The 16,913-nt window shown below is 72.2% G+C and carries 15 protein-coding genes and 1 pseudogene; 4 read left to right on the forward strand and 12 right to left on the reverse strand.

All coding sequences use genetic code 11. The features are described 5' to 3' along the window. From ACL02U_RS14685 to ACL02U_RS14695, 3 genes and pseudogenes are all read right to left on the reverse strand, one after another. A pseudogene (locus tag ACL02U_RS14685) lies at window positions 1-528 on the reverse strand (hypothetical protein); the annotation flags it as partial. A 339-nt stretch (window positions 529-867) separates the two neighbouring features. Then, window positions 868-1,899, reverse strand: a complete 1,032-nt coding sequence (glnII, locus tag ACL02U_RS14690) for a glutamine synthetase (protein WP_412791245.1) — start codon at window positions 1,897-1,899, stop codon at window positions 868-870. Window positions 1,900-2,384: 485 nt separating this feature from the next. Next, window positions 2,385-3,056: a hypothetical protein gene (locus ACL02U_RS14695; protein WP_412791246.1), complete on the reverse strand. Its 672-nt coding sequence runs from the start codon at window positions 3,054-3,056 to the stop codon at window positions 2,385-2,387. Between the two features lie 383 nt (window positions 3,057-3,439). Between ACL02U_RS14695 and ACL02U_RS14700 the strand changes: the two genes are divergently transcribed. Next, window positions 3,440-3,766, forward strand: a complete 327-nt coding sequence (locus ACL02U_RS14700) for a hypothetical protein (protein ID WP_412791247.1) — start codon at window positions 3,440-3,442, stop codon at window positions 3,764-3,766. 206 nt (window positions 3,767-3,972) lie between these two features. On the opposite strand, the gene pspAB is transcribed toward ACL02U_RS14700, so the two are convergent. From pspAB to glnA, 3 genes are all read right to left on the reverse strand, one after another. After that, entirely contained in the window at window positions 3,973-4,557 is a 585-nt protein-coding gene (gene pspAB / locus ACL02U_RS14705) for a PspA-associated protein PspAB (protein WP_412791248.1), read from the reverse strand. Window positions 4,558-4,559: 2 nt separating this feature from the next. Further along, on the reverse strand, window positions 4,560-5,480 hold the full coding sequence (htpX, locus tag ACL02U_RS14710; RefSeq protein WP_412791249.1) for a zinc metalloprotease HtpX: 921 nt from the start codon (window positions 5,478-5,480) through the stop codon (window positions 4,560-4,562). A gap of 319 nt (window positions 5,481-5,799) precedes the next feature. Further along, the gene (glnA, locus tag ACL02U_RS14715) at window positions 5,800-7,209 is read right to left on the reverse strand and encodes a type I glutamate--ammonia ligase (protein ID WP_412791250.1); all 1,410 of its coding nucleotides are present in this window, start codon (window positions 7,207-7,209) and stop codon (window positions 5,800-5,802) included. 209 nt (window positions 7,210-7,418) lie between these two features. On the opposite strand from glnA, the gene ACL02U_RS14720 reads away from it, so the two are divergent. Next, the gene (locus ACL02U_RS14720) at window positions 7,419-7,886 is read left to right on the forward strand and encodes an RDD family protein (protein ID WP_412791251.1); all 468 of its coding nucleotides are present in this window, start codon (window positions 7,419-7,421) and stop codon (window positions 7,884-7,886) included. 288 nt (window positions 7,887-8,174) lie between these two features. On the opposite strand, the gene ACL02U_RS14725 is transcribed toward ACL02U_RS14720, so the two are convergent. The 4 genes from ACL02U_RS14725 to lipB form a co-directional block, all read right to left on the reverse strand. Then, window positions 8,175-8,876, reverse strand: a complete 702-nt coding sequence (locus tag ACL02U_RS14725; RefSeq protein ID WP_412791252.1) for a DUF4191 domain-containing protein — start codon at window positions 8,874-8,876, stop codon at window positions 8,175-8,177. Between the two features lie 90 nt (window positions 8,877-8,966). Continuing rightward, window positions 8,967-9,167 (reverse strand): hypothetical protein, encoded by a 201-nt coding sequence (locus ACL02U_RS14730; protein WP_412791253.1) that lies wholly within the window; start codon window positions 9,165-9,167, stop codon window positions 8,967-8,969. A gap of 226 nt (window positions 9,168-9,393) precedes the next feature. Continuing rightward, window positions 9,394-10,359, reverse strand: coding sequence for a lipoyl synthase (gene lipA, locus ACL02U_RS14735; protein ID WP_412791254.1), 966 nt, complete (start codon window positions 10,357-10,359; stop codon window positions 9,394-9,396). Between the two features lie 113 nt (window positions 10,360-10,472). Beyond that, window positions 10,473-11,273 carry a lipoyl(octanoyl) transferase LipB gene (gene lipB / locus ACL02U_RS14740; protein ID WP_412791255.1) on the reverse strand — a complete coding sequence of 267 codons (801 nt, stop codon included), beginning with the start codon at window positions 11,271-11,273 and terminating at the stop codon, window positions 10,473-10,475. Between the two features lie 295 nt (window positions 11,274-11,568). Between lipB and ACL02U_RS14745 the strand changes: the two genes are divergently transcribed. Next, entirely contained in the window at window positions 11,569-13,005 is a 1,437-nt protein-coding gene (locus tag ACL02U_RS14745; protein ID WP_412791256.1) for a regulator, read from the forward strand. Window positions 13,006-13,358: 353 nt separating this feature from the next. Then, entirely contained in the window at window positions 13,359-14,309 is a 951-nt protein-coding gene (locus tag ACL02U_RS14750) for a DUF389 domain-containing protein (protein ID WP_412791257.1), read from the forward strand. 106 nt (window positions 14,310-14,415) lie between these two features. Here ACL02U_RS14750 and ACL02U_RS14755 read toward each other — a convergent pair whose 3' ends face one another. Next, on the reverse strand, window positions 14,416-15,456 hold the full coding sequence (locus tag ACL02U_RS14755; protein ID WP_412791258.1) for a cytochrome d ubiquinol oxidase subunit II: 1,041 nt from the start codon (window positions 15,454-15,456) through the stop codon (window positions 14,416-14,418). Then, window positions 15,453-16,904 carry a cytochrome ubiquinol oxidase subunit I gene (locus ACL02U_RS14760; RefSeq protein ID WP_412791259.1) on the reverse strand — a complete coding sequence of 484 codons (1,452 nt, stop codon included), beginning with the start codon at window positions 16,902-16,904 and terminating at the stop codon, window positions 15,453-15,455. Before ACL02U_RS14760 ends, ACL02U_RS14755 begins: the two co-directional genes overlap by 4 nt. Window positions 16,905-16,913 lie beyond the last annotated feature (9 nt).

Below are 16,913 nucleotides of genomic sequence, written 5' to 3' on the forward strand. Positions count from 1 at the left end.
GCCCCCACCGTTCTGGTTGCCGCCGTCCTGGCCGCCGCCGTTCTGGTTGCCCTGGTCGGCCATGGCGCCGGCGCAGCCGGCCAGGTTGTCCAGGCTCCGGGGGGCGTCGCCGCCGGCCCGGTTGATCTCGAGCTGGATGCGATCGATGATCGCCTTGCGCCGGTCCTTCAGCGGGCCGAGGATGGCGTTGCGCACGAACGAGGCGTCCCGGGCCTGTGCGTCCCGGGTGGTCCTCAGACGCTGGTAGAACGTGGAGATCTGGCGGTCCAGGGTGGCCAGTTCGCCGTTCACCTCGGTTTTGGCCCGGTTCGGTACGTCGGTGAGATGCTGCCCGACGTCCGGGCAGGAGATCGTGGCCACCTGCCCGGCGGCCGACTTGGTCCAGTTGTTGCCCGAGTGGTGCGACTCGTGTGCCGACGCGTGGAAGTTCGCCCAGATCAGCCCGCCCCCACCGAGCGCTAGGGCTGCCGATGCGGCCACGGCCTTGGCGGCCATCGACGAACGGCGTTTGCGTGTATTGCGTCCCATGGAACTCCTCTGACTTCCTTGCGGGCTTGCGGGGCGGCGTAGGCGCCCGACAGGAGTGAAGCGGCTTCCTCAGATACGGAATCCGCCCCGGAGGTGTTCAAGCGACTCGGAACCCGGCACGCGTCACGGGCGTCACAGGGGACCCCAACTCGCATGCTGAGCAGGGGTGTTGTCGATGCGACGGAGTGCCGGCGCTGTCGGACCGGTACCCGCGCGCAAGTGCTCGCGCGGCGGCGGGCGGGCCCGCCGGGGCCGGTGGACGCCGGCCCGTACACGCCGAAGGGGCGCCCACCGAGGACGAGTCGGTGGGCGCCCCTTCGCGAAGGGCCGGTGGCCGGATCAGACCTGGCCGGCCTTCTCCAGCGCGGTGCAGCAGGTGTCGACGAGGAGGCGGGTCACGACGTACGGGTCGATGTTCGCGTTCGGGCGGCGGTCCTCGATGTAGCCCTTGCCGTCCTTCTCCACCTGCCAGGGGATGCGGACCGAGGCGCCCCGGTCGGAGACGCCGTAGGAGAACTTGTCCCACGGGGCGGTCTCGTGCAGACCGGTCAGGCGGTCGTCGATGCCCGCGCCGTAGTTCTTGACGTGGTCCAGCGGCTTGGATCCCTCGCCGAGCGCCTCGCAGGCGGTGATGATCGCGTCGTAGGACTCGCGCATCGCCCTGGTGGAGAAGTTGGTGTGTGCGCCGGCGCCGTTCCAGTCGCCCTTGACCGGCTTGGGGTCCAGGGTGGCGGAGACGCCGAAGTCCTCGGCGGTGCGGTACAGCAGCCAGCGGGCCAGCCACATCTGGTCGGAGACCTCCAGCGGGGACAGCGGGCCGACCTGGAACTCCCACTGGCCTGGCATGACCTCGGCGTTGATGCCGGACAGGCCGAGGCCCGCCGTGAGGCAGTTGTCCAGGTGCGCCTCGACCACGTCGCGGCCGAAGATCTCGTCGGAGCCGACACCGCAGTAGTAGCCGCCCTGCGGGGCCGGGAAACCGCCCTTGGGGAAGCCGAGGGGGTAGCCGTCCCGGAAGAAGGTGTACTCCTGCTCGATGCCGAAGATCGGCTCCTGTGCGGTGAACCTCTCGGCGACCTCGGCCAGCGCGGCCCGCGTGTTGGTCGGGTGCGGGGTCATGTCCGTGTTGAGGACCTCGCACAGCACCAGGACGTCGCCGCCGCCGCGGATCGGGTCCGGGCAGGTGAAGACCGGCTTGAGTACGCAGTCCGAGGAGTGGCCCTCGGCCTGGTTGGTGGAGGATCCGTCGAAGCCCCAGATCGGCAGCGCGTCCAGGCCGGCGGGGGAGCCCGCGATGATCTTCGTCTTGGATCGCAGCTTGGCCGTCGGCTCGGTGCCGTCGATCCAGATGTACTCAGCCTTGAAGGTCACGGGACACATCCTTCGGGGTGGGACTTCGGCGCATGCGCGGGCGCTGCGGCACTGCGGCGCTGCGGCACCGGGGCGCCGCGGTGGATGCCCGGGAGCCTGTCAACGGGCGATTTCCCGCCCATTGCCCGACCGTGAACCCCGTGTTACCTGGTGATGCCGGCGCGCGCCGCCCGCGGTGAGGTCGTGCCTCCGGCCCGCGGGACGTCGTTCGCGCTTCCCGTTCGCGAACCCGGCCGCGCTCCGCCCCGGGGCCGACCGCCATCTCCCTCGACGTCGCCGCGCGGGCACCGGACGCGCCGGTCCTGCTGCTCCTCGCCGGGAACAGCAGGACCCGCGCTCCCGCCGAGGCGGCGGCCCGGGCCGGCGAACCGCCGCCGCGCGTGGAGCCGGAGACCGTCCCCGGTGTCTCCCACCCACCACGCGCCGCGGCACGCCGCACCCCCGCACCGGGCCGCCGCCCCGGCGGGTTCCTCAGCGGCCGGGCCTCACCCCACCTTCTCGATCAGCGCGCGCCGGATCAGGAACTTCCCGGGCTCACGGACCTGTTCGAAGGCCGCGTTGTTGAGCAGTACGCAACTGCCGGAGGTCGAGGTCACCTCGACCGTCGTCGACTTGTCGTTGTCCAGGTTGGTCACCTTCAGTTTCGTCCCCGCCGGGAACCGGTCGCTGGAGGCCGCCGGAGCGCCGCCCTCGCCGGAGAGCGTGACGGTGGAGCCCTGGCACACCTGCTGCCCCGAGGCCGCGGCGCCGCCCTGGTCCCGGCCCTGTGACGCCGGGGCCGAGGGCTGTGCGGCCTGCTCGCCGGCCTGCTGCCCGGCCTGCCCGTTCTGCGCCGAGCGGGAGTCCTGAGCCGACTCCCCCACCACGCACCCGGACGCCGCCTGCTTGCGCTTGATCTCCTCCACGACCGCCTGGCGGTTGGCGATGCGCGCCGCCGACTGCGCGTCGGGATTGGCCCGTTGGCCGTCGATGAAGTTCTCGTTGTTGCCGAGGGCGGTGGCCAGGCCCTGGCAGACGGTCGACTCCGCCGCGGTCTTCGCGGGCTGGGCGGCGTTCGAGGTGCTCGCCATGACGAAGGCACCGCCTCCCGCCACGGTCGCCGCGCCGACCAGCAGCGCGAGTTTCTTCCTGGGGCCGAGTGTTCGCTTTCGCGACATGCGCGCCTCCTGAGAGGTAGGGGAGCGTACGCCGCTATGTACGAGATGCCGAACGAGCGTGCTCAGCCGCCGCCGGCCCGCCCCGGGTAACCTGCGTCACAGGCCGGCCGAGCGGGTCCCGGCGCCGCCCCGCCCGCGGGCGGGTGCACGCCGATCAACGGGGTGGCGCTGCGGGACTCGGGCCCGCCCGGCCCGACCCGGATCAGCCACGGATCGCGGTGGCCGGAGACTCGTTCTCCCCCTCCGTCCCGAGCACCCCGAAAGCCCCTGTGGCCAGGGGCTTTTGTCAGTGCCGGGCAGTAGAATAGAAGCAGTGTTCGAGGGTGTTCGCCCAGGGTCGCCGACCCCGGGGCGGGCACCCTGACCGCGACAGGAGGATGCCCGTGCCCGCTGCCGCACTCAAGCCGAAGCCGTCCAACGAGCCGTTGCCCACACAGTCCACCGCGAAGCGCCCGGTACCGCTCGACACGCCGTACGCGCCCGTGGCCAAGAGGCCGCTGCCGCCCGGCCGCCCGCGCGAGTGGTACGTCACCCACAACCGCCGCCTGAAGGCGATGCGCCTGGCCATCGCCCTTCTCGACTCCGGTGTCCACCAGCCCGACCAGGCCCGTGACGAGACGATACGCAGCGCCGCCCGGCTGATCGGCGTGCACCCGCCGTCGGAGACCACCTGCCACATGGTGCGTGCGCTGATGCGGTACGCACGCTGAAGCCCCGGCGCCGGGCGCCCTCTCCGCGGGGCGCCCGGCGCAGCGGAGCCGTACCGGGGGAGCGCCGGCGCCCCCGGTACGCGGCTCTGTGCCTCCGCAAGGCAGGGGCCCCGCCCGCAGGATCAGCCCCGGGCCGTGAACACGTCCGCCGCGGCACGCACCCGCTCCACGTCCGGTGCGCGGCGCACCGAAGCCCCGGCACCGCTTCAGAGACCGGGCGCTCCCCATACCGGGAACCAGCGGCTCAGGTCCTGCTCCATCCGCAGGTCGTCCGAGAGGGCCGACCTGATCTGGAGTTCCAGCGCGCTGTCCCGCCGTTCGTTGTGGTCGGGCAGCGGGGCGAAGGGGTAGAACGTGCCCCGCTTGTAGAGGTAGACGAGGGCGAGCCGGCGCTCGCGCTCGTCGCGGAAGCCGGCCAGCGAGCACAGCAGCTGCGGCCCGAAACCGTTGACCTCCATCGAGGTGTTCACCGCGTGCAGGTCGTTCACGAGGGTCGACAGGTCGTCCGGGGAGCGGCGCGAGACCAGCCACGAGTAGCCGTAGCCGTCCTGCGTCAGCTCCACCGGCGGGCCGGTGCGGTCGGCGTCCGCGTCGAGGAGCGCCCGCACCTCCCGGTGGGTCTGTTCGAAAGCGGCCCCCTCGACAGTGGCGAAGCAGACCGCACCCCGCCCGGTCGGCGTGAATCCGGCCGCGGCCTGGAGGGTGATCGCGGCCGAGGGCAGCGCGAACAGGCGGTCCAGATCGGGCGCCGTCGGCCTGGTCCGGCCCAGCAGGATGTCCAGCAGACCCATGGTCAGTCGGCCTTCCCGGGGGCCGCGGCCTCGCCCAGCTCGGCGGAGATGCGGCTGAGCTGCTCCAGCCGCTGCTCCAGCGTCGGGTGGGTGGAGAAGATCCGCTCGATTCCGGGCTCCCGGCCCGCCGCCGGGCTGAAGTAGAAGGCGTTGAAGGCCTGCGCGGTGCGCAGGTCCTTCGTCGGGATCCTGGCGATGTCGCCGGTGACCTTGGTCAGGGCCGAGGCCAGCGCCGAGGGCCGACCGGTCAGCAGCGCCGCCGCCCGGTCCGCGGCCAGCTCCCGGTACCGGGACAGCGCCCGGATCAGCAGGAAGCTGATCGCGTACACGGCCACCGACACGCCTATCACGGCCGCGAACACGGCCGCGGTGTTCTGGTCCCGGCGGCCCCCGCCGAACAGGCTCGAGTAGAAGGCGAACCGTACGACCAGCCCCGCCAGCACGCCCAGGAAGGAGGCGATGGTGATCACCGCGACGTCCTTGTGGGCCACGTGCGACAACTCGTGCGCGAGCACCCCCTCCAGCTCGCCGGGCTCCAGCCGGCGCAGCAGTCCCGTGGTCACGCAGACCACGGCGTGGTCGGGGTTCCGGCCGGTCGCGAACGCGTTCGGCATGTCCATCGCGGACACCGCGACCACCGGTTTGGGCATGTCCGCGAGGGCGCACAGCCGGTCCACCACCGCGTGCAGCTCGGGATACTCCTCCCGCTCCACGACCCGCCCGCGCATGGCGAACATCGCGATCCGGTCGGAGAACCAGTACTGCGCGGCCAGGACTCCCGCGGCGATCACGACGACCATCACCCAGGACCTGAGGAGCATCACGAGAGCCGCGACGAACGCCACGTACAGCAGCCCGAGCAGGAACATGGTGACCGTCATCCGCACGGTCAGCCGGCGATCGCTCCGGAAGCGGCTCCGCATCTGCATCACCCCGCCAGTCAGACATCCGTCCCACTGCAAGTGTGCACCCACGGCGCCGCCGGAGACCGCCCCGAAAGGCCCTCGGGTCCGCAAAAGGTCCCGAGCCCGCCGGGCTCAGCGGTACGCGGGGTACCGCAGCCGGCCCAGCAAGCGACGCGGGGGTGCGCGTCGGGCGGGCTCTTGGGGGCTCGCGACCGCCGCTCGTTCTGCAGGACCCCGAAACAGGCCGTCGGCCGTGTCCCTCCGGCGAGGAAGGACACGGCCGACGGCCCACAGACGGCCCAGGGGAGCGGAAACCCGCTCTGACCCCGGGGCCGTATCACACGTCGAAGTAGAGCTCGAACTCGTGCGGGTGCGGACGCAGCTGCAGCGGGGCGATCTCGTTGGCGCGCTTGAAGTCGATCCAGGTCTCGATCAGGTCGGACGTGAAGACGTCGCCCTGGAGCAGGAACTCGTGGTCGCGCTCCAGCGAGTCCAGGACCGCCGGGAGGGAGGTCGGGACCTGCGCGACGTTCGCGTGCTCCTCGGGAGCCAGCTCGTACAGGTCCTTGTCGATCGGCTCGGCCGGCTCGATCTTGTTCTTGATGCCGTCCAGACCCGCCAGCAGCAGCGCTGAGAAGGCCAGGTACGGGTTGCCGGAGGAGTCGGGCGCGCGGAACTCGACGCGCTTCGCCTTCGGGTTGGAGCCGGTGATCGGGATACGCATGGCAGCCGAGCGGTTGCGCTGCGAGTACACCAGGTTGATCGGGGCCTCGAAGCCCGGCACCAGGCGGTGGTAGGAGTTCACCGTCGGGTTGGTGAAGGCCAGCAGCGACGGGGCGTGCCGGAGGATGCCGCCGATGTAGTAGCGGGCGGTGTCCGACAGGCCGGCGTAGCCCTGCTCGTCGTAGAACAGCGGGGAGCCGCCCTGCCACAGCGACTGGTGCACGTGCATGCCCGAGCCGTTGTCGCCGAAGATCGGCTTCGGCATGAAGGTCGCCGTCTTGCCGTTGCGCCAGGCGACGTTCTTCACGATGTACTTGAACAGCTGCAGGTCGTCCGCGGCGGCGAGCAGCGTGTTGAACTTGTAGTTGATCTCGGCCTGGCCGGCGGTGCCCACCTCGTGGTGCTGGCGCTCGACCTGCAGGCCGGCCTTCTCCAGCTCCAGCGAGATCTCGGCGCGCAGGTCGGCGAAGTGGTCGACCGGCGGGACCGGGAAGTAGCCGCCCTTGTAGCGGACCTTGTAGCCGCGGTTGTCCTCGAGGGCGCCGGTGTTCCAGGCGCCGGCCTCGGAGTCGATGTGGTAGAAGGACTCGTTCGCGCTGGTCGCGAAGCGGACCGAGTCGAAGACGTAGAACTCGGCCTCGGGACCGAAGTACGCGGTGTCCGCGATGCCGGTGGAGGCCAGGTACGCCTCGGCCTTCTTCGCCACGTTGCGCGGGTCGCGGGAGTACTGCTCACCCGTGATCGGGTCGTGGATGAAGAAGTTGACGTTGAGGGTCTTGTCGCGGCGGAACGGGTCCACGCGGGCGGTGGAAAGGTCGGCGCGCAGGGCCATGTCGGATTCGTGAATGGCCTGGAAACCGCGGATCGAGGAGCCGTCGAAGGCCAGCTCCTCGGCCGGGTCGAACGCCTCGGCGGGCACCGTGAAGTGCTGCATGACGCCCGGCAGGTCGCAGAAGCGGACGTCGACGAACTTGACGTCCTCGTCCGCGATGAACTTCTTGGCCTCGTCGGCGTTCTGGAACATCCAGCTCCTCCTACTCCCGACCGTCCCGCCGGGGTGGTAGATCGTTCGTGCGGCCAGTGCGGTGGCACACGCTGTCGTCGACAGTAGGGACGGGTGATTTCTCGGGCGTGACCCGATTGTTTCGCCGAAGTTAACCGGCCGCGGTTCCACCGTACCCCCGACACACCCCGCCGTCCCGCACGCGGACACGGGCGCAGTACCGTGGTCGGGTGGACAACAGGCAAGCAGTCGGATCGTGGCTCTCCGGGCCCCGCGCGGCCATGGAGGACGCCGGCGCCGACCTCGGATACCGGGGCGAGCAGCTCGGGCTTCCGCAGGAGGGGCCGAACTCGATCGCCCGGCCCGGACGCAGGATCGGCGCCCTCGCCGTCGACTGGGGCCTGAGCGTCCTGATCGCATACGGCCTGATCACACAGGGCGACAGCCCCGCCACCAGCAACTGGGCGCTGCTGGTCTTCTTCGTGCTGAGCGTGCTCACCGTCGGCACCGTGGGCTTCACCCCCGGCAAGCGGATCTTCGGCATCCGGGTGGTCTCCCTGGAGACCGGCGCGGTGAACCCGCTGCGCGCCCTGCTGCGCTCGGTGCTGCTGTGCCTCGCCGTCCCGGCCCTGGTCTGGGACCGCGACGGCCGCGGCCTGCACGACCGGCTGGCCCGCACGGTCGAGGTCCGCATCTAGACCACCCGTCCGGACCCGCCGCTCCGAGCCGGCAGGGCGCCCACTCGGGCGGGCTGCGTGTCCCGGGCGGCTGTGTCCAGCTTCGTCCCGAGCGGCTGTGTCCGGAGTGGCCGTGTCCCGACCGGGTGTGTTCCGAGCGGCCGTGTCCGGAGCGTTCGTGGTCCCGAGCGGCTGTGTCCTGGGGGAGGGCCGCTCCCCGGACCAGTCACGCACGCGCCCGGGCCCCGGACGGCGAAGGGCGCCCGGACCGGAGTCCGGGCGCCCTTCGCCGTCGTACGGGAAAGCGGGTCAGCGGCCGTTGGGCCCGCCCTTGGGGAGCTTCATGCCCTTGGGCATCGGTCCCTTCGGCAGCGGCATGTTGCTCATCAGGTCGCCCAGTGCCCGCAGCCGGTCGGTGGTGGCGGTCACCTGGGAGCCGGTCAGCACGCGCGGGTACTTCAGCATGGTGGTGCGCAGCTTCTTCAGCGGCACCTGGCCCTCGCCGTCGCCCACGATGACGTCGTGCACCGGCACGTCCGCCACGACCCGGTTCATCTTCTTCTTCTCGGCGGCCAGCAGGCTCTTCACCCGGTTCGGGTTGCCCTCGGCGACCAGCACGATGCCGGCCTTCCCGACCGCCCGGTGCACCACGTCCTGGCTGCGGTTCATGGCCACCGCCGGGGTGGTCGTCCAGCCCCGGCCGATGTTGTCGAGCACCGCCGCCGCGGCACCCGGCTGGCCTTCCATCTGGCCGAAGGCGGCCCGCTCGGCCCGCCGGCCGAACACGATCGCCGTCGCGAGGAAGGCGAGCAGCACACCCAGGATGCCGAGATAGATGGGGTGACCGATCAAGAAACCGATCCCGAGGAGGACACCGAACGTGATGATGCCGACAGCCGCGAGTACAAGACCGATCTTCGTGTCGGCCTTGCGGGTCATCTTGTACGTCAGGACGATCTGCTTCAGTCGCCCGGGGTTCGCAGCGTCCGCTGCGGTTTCCTTCCTCGCCATGGCACGAAGTCTACGTGGCCCGGGAAACCGCCGACGACGGCAGTGCCCCCAGGGCCGTCCGGGGCGCGGTCCGGGAGGGGGCGAACGCGCTCAGGAACGGACGGACAGCGTCTCGTCGAGGACGCGCTGCGCCTCGACCCGGTCCCGCGCGCGGCGCCGGTCCTCCATGACGGACGTCCAGGCGTTGCGGCGGGCCGTGCGCTGGCCACCGCTCATCAGGATTGACTCGACGGCGCGGAGGGCGTCGGTGAAGGACGGGATCGCGGTGGCGCGAACGGGCGCGGCCTGCATGGTGGAGGTCCCCCCTCGGTACGGCTCCGATACGTGGTTTACGTGCTGTGACTCCAGGCTCACTGATTGGTGTTACCAGGGCGTGACCGACCGGTCAAACACCCATGAAGCCCCGTTGCGCGGGTCGCGCACCACGGCGCGGCCCCGGCGTACGCCCTCATCTGCGAGGACGGCCGGGGCCGCGCCGAATCGGCCGTTACTGGCCGGTAATTTCTTGTGCGTGAATTCACACGGCCTGGCCGGCGCTGAAGGCGCCCCGCCTCTCCACGGCCATCCGGTACAGGCGTCCGGCGCGGTAGGAGGAGCGGACCAGCGGGCCGGACATGACGCCGGAGAAGCCGATCTGCTCGGCCTCCTCCTTCAGCTCCACGAACTCCTGGGGCTTGACCCAGCGCTCCACGGGGTGGTGGCGCACGGAGGGGCGCAGGTACTGGGTGATGGTGATCAGCTCGCAGCCGGCGTCGTGGAGCTGCCGGAGGGCCTCGCCGACCTCCTCGCGGGTCTCGCCCATGCCGAGGATCAGGTTGGACTTGGTGACCAGGCCGACGTCGCGGGCCTCGGTGAGCACCTTCAGGGAGCGCTCGTAGCGGAAGCCGGGGCGGATGCGCTTGAAGATCCGCGGGACCGTCTCGACGTTGTGCGCGAAGACCTCGGGGCGGGCCGAGAAGACCTCGGCCAGCTGCTCGGGGACGGCGTTGAAGTCGGGGGCGAGCAGTTCGACCTTGGTGCGGCCGTCCTCGCGCCCGGCGGTCTGCCGGTGGATCTGGCGGACGGTCTCGGCGTAGAGCCAGGCGCCGCCGTCCTCCAGGTCGTCGCGGGCGACGCCGGTGATGGTGGCGTAGTTGAGGTCCATGGTGACCACGGACTCGCCGACGCGGCGCGGCTCGTCGCGGTCGAGCGCCTCGGGCCGGCCGGTGTCGATCTGGCAGAAGTCGCAGCGCCGGGTGCACTGGTCGCCGCCGATGAGGAAGGTCGCCTCGCGGTCCTCCCAGCACTCGTAGATGTTGGGGCAGCCGGCTTCCTGGCAGACCGTGTGCAGGCCCTCGCTCTTGACCAGGCTCTGCATCTTCGAGTACTCGGGGCCCATTTTCGCCCGGGTCTTGATCCACTCGGGCTTGCGCTCGATGGGGGTCTGGCTGTTGCGGACCTCCAGGCGCAGCATCTTGCGTCCGTCGGGTGAGACTGCGGACACGACCGGCTCCCTAGCGATTGATTCTTCGGCGTTCCCCAGGGTACGCCCGTTGATTTGATGGCCCGGAGCGGGAGCCGGGCGCACTCGGCCGCCCGTCCCGCGCCGCTCCGGGGTCAGGCCGCGGGCGTCCGCTCGATCACCCTCGGCTTCAGCTCCGCGTGCTCCAGCACGTCCCGCAGATGCCGCTCGGCGACCGGCAGCACCTCGGCGATGGTCACGTCCCGGCCGAGTTCGGCGGAGAGCGAGGCGACCCCCGCGTCCCGGATGCCGCACGGGATGATCCGGTCGAACCACTTGTTGTCCGGGTTCACGTTCAGCGCGAAACCGTGCATGGTCACGCCCTTGGCGACCCGGATGCCGATGGCCGCGATCTTGCGGTCCTCGCGCCGCTGGCCGGCGTTGGATGGCGCGTACTCGGGTCCGTTGAGCCGGGGGTCGAACTCCTCGTCGTCGAGCCTGGGGTCGAAGTCCAGGGAGAGGCCGCCGAGTGCGGGGCGCTGCTCGACCGGGTCGCCCAGCACCCACACCCCGCTGCGGCCCTCGACCCGGGTGGTCTCCAGGCCGAACTCCGCGCAGGTGCGGATGAGCGCCTCCTCCAGCCGGCGCACATGGGCCACCACGTCCACCGGGCGGGGCAGCTTCTGGATCGGGTAGCCGACCAGCTGGCCCGGGCCGTGCCAGGTGATCTTGCCGCCGCGGTCCACGTCGATCACCGGGGTGCCGTCCAGGGGCCGCTCGCTGTCCTCGGTGCGCCGGCCGGCCGTGTAGACCGGAGGGTGCTCCAGCAGCAGCACGGTGTCCTCGATCTCGTCGGCGAACCGGGCCGCGTGCACCCGGCGCTGCTCGTCCCACGCCTCCTGGTACTCCACGGCGTCCGCGCCGAACCCCAGCCGGACGAACCGCACCTCACTCACGGCAAGCGCCTCCCTCGAAGTCGTCGGGCCGCCGGGCCGCCGGGGCAGCCGGGACCTTCGGGGTCGCCGGGACCGGCGGGGACGTCAGCCACGAAACGTGCCCGTGCCACTGTACGACTGCCTGACGGGCGTCAGCCTCGTGGGCAATCCTCACACGATCGGATGAATGGGCGTCGAGAAATGCGACGGCATGCTTACGCTCCGCTACATTCGCGCCGTTCGCGGCGGCCATAAGGGCTGCTCACAGGCAATCCGGGCACGTCGGATGCCCGGAAGGCAGGAGACCGCACCGCAGATGACGGAACGACCCGCGCAGCGCACCCCCAACCGCCAGCTCGCCGCGCTCATCGCAGAAGCGGGGTTCTCCAACGCGGGACTCGCCCGTCGCGTGGACCAGCTCGGCCTCGAACACGGGCTCGACCTCAGATACGACAAGACGTCGGTGACCCGGTGGCTGCGCGGGCAGCAGCCGCGCGGCACCACCCCGGCCCTGATCGCCGAGGTGTTCACCCGCCGCCTCGGCCGCCGGCTCACCGCCCAGGACCTCGGCCTGGACGCCTGCGCGCCGGTCTACGCGGGCCTGGAGTTCGCTGCCGGGCCCGGTGAGGCCGTCGACATCGTCAGCGGCCTGTGGCGCAAGGACTCCGGCAGCCACGCCGAACTGCGCAAGATCGCCTTCACCCCCGCCGGGCTGGTCGTGCCCAGCCGGGACTGGCTGATCGGCCGGCCCGACGAGAAGGTCGCCCGCGGCGAGCCCCCCGTCCGCCTGCCCGCCCAGGGCCGCCCCGCCATGCCCCGCCAGCGCCTCCAGGTCGACCGCGGGCCCGGGCACCGGGTCGGCGAAGGCGACATCGCCGCGCTCCGGTCGGTCGCCGAACTGTTCCGCACCCTCGACGACACCTACGGCGGCGGCCACGCCCGCCAGGCGCTGGTCCGCTACCTGGAGCACGAGTGCGAGCCGCTGCTGCGCGGGGTCTACGGCGAGCAGACCGGGCGCCGGCTGTTCGCCGCGGCCGCCGAACTGACCCGGCTCGCGGGCTGGACCTCCTACGACATCGGCGCGCACGGGCTCGCCCAGCGCTACTTCGTGCAGGCGCTGCGGCTCGCCCAGGCCGCCGGCGACCGCGCCTACGGCTCCTACGTACTGGTCACCATGGGCCGGCAGGCCGTCTACCTCGGCCACGGCCGGGAGGCCGTGCAACTGGCGCGCGTCGCCCAGCAGGGGGTGGGCGCCGGGGCGCCGCCCGCCGCCCAGGCGCTGCTGCACGCCGCCGAGGCCCGCGGCCACGCCGTGCTCGGCGAGGTGCGGGCCTGCACCGCCTCCCTGGTGCGCGCCGAACGAGCCCTGGAGGCCTCCCGGTCCGGGGACGAGCCCCCGCAGTGGGCGCGCCGGTTCGACGAGGCGCAACTGGCCGACGAGTTCGGCCACTGCCACCGCGACCTCCAGCAGTTCCGCGCGGCCGCGCAGCACGCCGAGCGCTCCCTGCAACTGCGCGCCGTCGGGTACGCCCGCAGCAGGCTGTTCTCCAAGGTCGTCCTCGCCACCGCCCGCCTCGGCCTCGGCGAACTCGACCAGGCCTGCCTGCTGGCCGCCGAGGCGGCCGGGCAGGCCGCCCAGATGCGGTCGGTGCGGGCGGTGGAGTACGTCAGGGACTTCGAACGCCGGCTGGAGCCGTACAAGGACGCGCCTCCGGTGCGCGGCTACCGGGACAGGGCGACCGCACTGGACTGACGCCTGCCCCGGCGGGTCGCCGCCGGGACCGGGGCGCGCCGCCTCCCCCGGTCACCGGCGCGGCACCGGGACGGACCACGCCGTCAGGTCATCGCCGCGGCAGCGGGGCGGACCACGCCGCCGTGTCATCGCCGCGGAGGCCGGGTCGCCGGCCGCACCGCCCTTCCCCGCGCGGCCGCCCGCCGTGCGCTCCCGCGGTACCGCCCGGGGGACTGCCGCGGCGTGCGGTGGCGGGGCGGACACTCCCGTGTCCATCCTCGTCGGGAGCGGCCACGGAGCGAACCGAGCGGGGCCGGCGCCCACCTGGCCGGAGCGGGCGGGGCGGCCCCGCAGGCGCCGGCAGAGGAGGGCGGATGGATCTGGTCCACTTCCGCATGGTCATGCCGCCCGCCCTCACCCGTTCGGCCGTCTCCCTGCTGGCCTCGCACGACCGGGTGCTCAACCTCGTGGTGGTGCGAGCGGCCCGTCCTTCGGACGGTGACGCGATCGACTGCGATGTGCCGAAGGGCGTCGCGAACGGAATCCTGGGCGAGCTCCGCAGGCTGGGCGTCGACCGGGCGGGTTCGATCGCCGTCGACGACGTCGGCCTGATGTTCTCCGAGCAGGCCGAGCGGATCGAGGCCGGGCAGCCGAGCGTCCTCGTCCACGCCCCGCTGTGGGCCTCGGTCGACGCCCACATCCGGGCGGAGGGGACCTATCTGGCGTCCTTCTACCTGTTCCTCGTGATCGCCGGGATCATCGGCTCGGTCGGCATCATGACGAACTCGCAGATCCTCATCGTCGCGGCCATGGTGGTCGGACCCGAGTACCACGCGATCACCAGCATCGCCCTGGGCCTCAGCCGCCGGAACCGCCGCAGGGTCCGCGAGGGCCTGCGTGCGCTGGCCGCCGGATTCGCGCTGGCCATCGTGGTCACGCTGCTGTTCTCCCTGCTGGCGCGGGCTGCCGGCCTGCAGTCCCGGGCGTTCACACTCGGGCTGCGGCCCGTGTCCCACCTGATCGACACGCCCGACGTGTTCTCCGTCGTGGTCGCCGCCCTGGCCGGCGTCGTCGGCATCGTCTCGCTGACCGAGGCGCGCAGCAGCGCCCTGCTCGGGGTGTTCATCTCGGTGACCACGATCCCCGCCGCCTCGGACGTCGCCGTGTCGCTGGCCTTCGGCGACTGGCGCGAGGCACGCGGCTCACTGATCCAGCTCGTGCTCAACGTGGTCGTGCTCGTGCTCGTCGGGGTTCTCGCCCTGCGTCTGCAGCGCAGCCTGTGGAACCGCGCGGCCGGCCGCGCCGCCACCCGGCCGCGGCCGTGAGCCGGGCACGTCTCCGGCGGACGCGCCTGCTGCACGGCGGCCGGTGGCGGCCCTGCCCCTCCCGCACGGCGCCGCCCGCACCCGGGGTGAGGCCGCCGGTCCGCCGTCAGCCTCCGTCGCCCGCGTCGGTGGGCCGAAGCTCGGCGTCGGAGAGGGACTCCAGCTCCCCGTGGGTGTCCAGCCAGTAGAGCAGCGCGACCGCGGGCACGACCAGGACCAGCGCGACGAGGCTGACGACGACGAGCCAGCGCATCGTGGTGTGCGCGCCCGCGGCGTCGGCGACCGTCAGCGAGGTGGGGACGAGATAGGGGCGCTGCGCCGTTCCCCAGGCGACGACGGCGGAGGCCACCGCGGCGACCACCGCCACCCGGGACCAGGCCCCGGAAGGACGCGTCAGCAGCCAGCCGGTGGCGAGGGTGGCCAGCCCGGCCACGACGACGAAGACGAGCCCCGCTCCGTGCGTGAGACCGCGCCACACGTGCGGTGCGTCCCCGTGGGTGACGGCCAGCGTGATCAGGGCGAGGGCGGCGAGGACGGCCAGCGCGCCCAGGGACCGCCGCCGGAAGTACACGTCCAGGTCGGGCGCCGCGAAGCGCCGGGCGTCCGCGGCGAGGAAGACGGCCCCGAGCGAGGCCGAGGCCGCCACCGCGAACAGGCCGAACAGCAGGGACGTGGGGTTGGCCCAGGCGTCCGTTGACGTCGTCGTCGTGGACGTCGCCCGGCCCGAGGCGACCCCGCCCGCCGCGACGCCCAGGAAGAACGGCGTCAGCAGCGACGAGACCGCGAACACCGCTCCGTACAGGCGCCGGCCGGTCAGCCGCCGGACGGGCTTGCGCAGGGCGAAGCCCGCCCCGCGCAGCACGATGCCCGCGGCGGCCAGCGCCACCGGCAGCCACATGGTGACGAACACCCGCTGGAAGAAGACGGGGAATCCGGTCCACATCACGACCAGCACGAAGACCAGCCAGACGTTGTTGACCTCCCAGACGGGGGCCATGGCGTGGTCGATCAACTGGCGGGGGCGCTGCCCGCGCTCCGCTCCGCCCGCGGTCAGGTCCCAGAAGCCGGCCCCGTAGTCGGTGCCGCCCCCGCAGGCGTACGCGGCGACGGCCAGCAGCAGCACCACGGCGACGGCACCGGCGATCACGGTCGGCTCCCGGTGGAGCGCGGCCCGTACGGGGCGCCCGCCTCCGGCACCTGATCCAGGGGGGCCTCCGGTACCTCGCCGGGGGGCCGGCGCCCGCCCTCCCCGCCGCTGCCCCGCCAGCGGGCGCGCATCCTCAGCAGCACCGCGAGGAACGCCCCGAAGACCAGGACGTACACCGCCACCGTCACCCCGAACATGATCCACAGGCTGGTGGAACCGGTCGCCGTCACCGCATCGGCGACCCGCATGTTCCGGTACACGATCCACGGCTGGCGACCCACTTCGGTGGTGATCCAGCCGCACTCGACGGCGACGACGGAGGCGACGCCGGCCACGGCCGCGCCCCGGAAGAACCAGGGGGAGGCGGGCATCCTGCGGCGCAGCGCCCACACCGCCGCGTACCAGAGCGCGAGCGCCAGCAGCAGGGAGCCGATCCCCACCATGATGTCGAAGGTCCAGTGGACGAGAGTGGCCTGATGGACCGTCGGCCGGTCGCTCGCGGGCACCGAGGTCAGCCCGGTCACCCGGGTGTCCGGGCGGAAACCGGCCAGGATCGAGTCGAGCTGCGGGATCCGGATGCCGCCGGAGACGGACCCGTCCGGTTGCAGCCGGCCGAAGATGTACTCGGGCTGGTGGGTGTCGGTCCGCCAGACGATCTCCATCGCGGCGAACTTCACCGGCTGCTTGTGGAAGACCTGCCGGGCGCTGGAGTCGCCGAGCAGGAACTGCACCGGCGTGAACACCGCGGCGAGCGTGAACGGGACGGTGAAGCCGAGCCGGTGGTAGTGGTCCCGGCGGCCGCGCAGCCAGCCCACCGCGTAGACGCCGGCCACCACGAAGCCCGCCGTGAGGAGCATCGCCACGACGAAGTGCCAGTACTCCGCGCCGAGGATGGGGGTGAAGACCGCCTTGCGGACGTTCACGTCGACGGGGTTGCCGGCGGAGTCGAGGGTGAAGCCCTGCGGGGTGTTCATCCACGAGTTGGCGGCCAGGATGCCGAAGGCACCCAGCAGGGCCACCAGGGGCAGGGGCAGACCGAGCAGGAAGTGGGTCCGGGCCGGGAGCCTGCGCCACCCGTAGAGGTAGACGGCGATGAGGACGGACTCCAGGAAGAAAGCCCAGCCCTCGACGCCGAAACCGATGCCGAAGACGTCGCCCCACCTGCCCAGCATGCCGGGCCACAGCAGCCCGAACTCCAGGGACAGCACGGTGCCGGTGACGACCCCGATCGCGAACTGGACGGCCATCACGGCCGACCAGCGCCGTGCCAGCAGCAGGGCGGTCGCGTCGGCACGCCGCAGTCCGTACCCGTGCATGACGAGGGTGATCAGCGGGAACGCGACGCCCATCGGGACCAGGATGATGTGGGCGGCGAGCGTGAAGGCCATCATCGATCTGGCCGGGAGCGTCTGCGGCGGGGTGTCCGCCAGCATGAGGACCGTGTGCATGGGAGTCCC

Source organism: Streptomyces sp. MS06, from assembly GCF_047200655.1.
GTDB lineage: Bacteria > Actinomycetota > Actinomycetes > Streptomycetales > Streptomycetaceae > Streptomyces.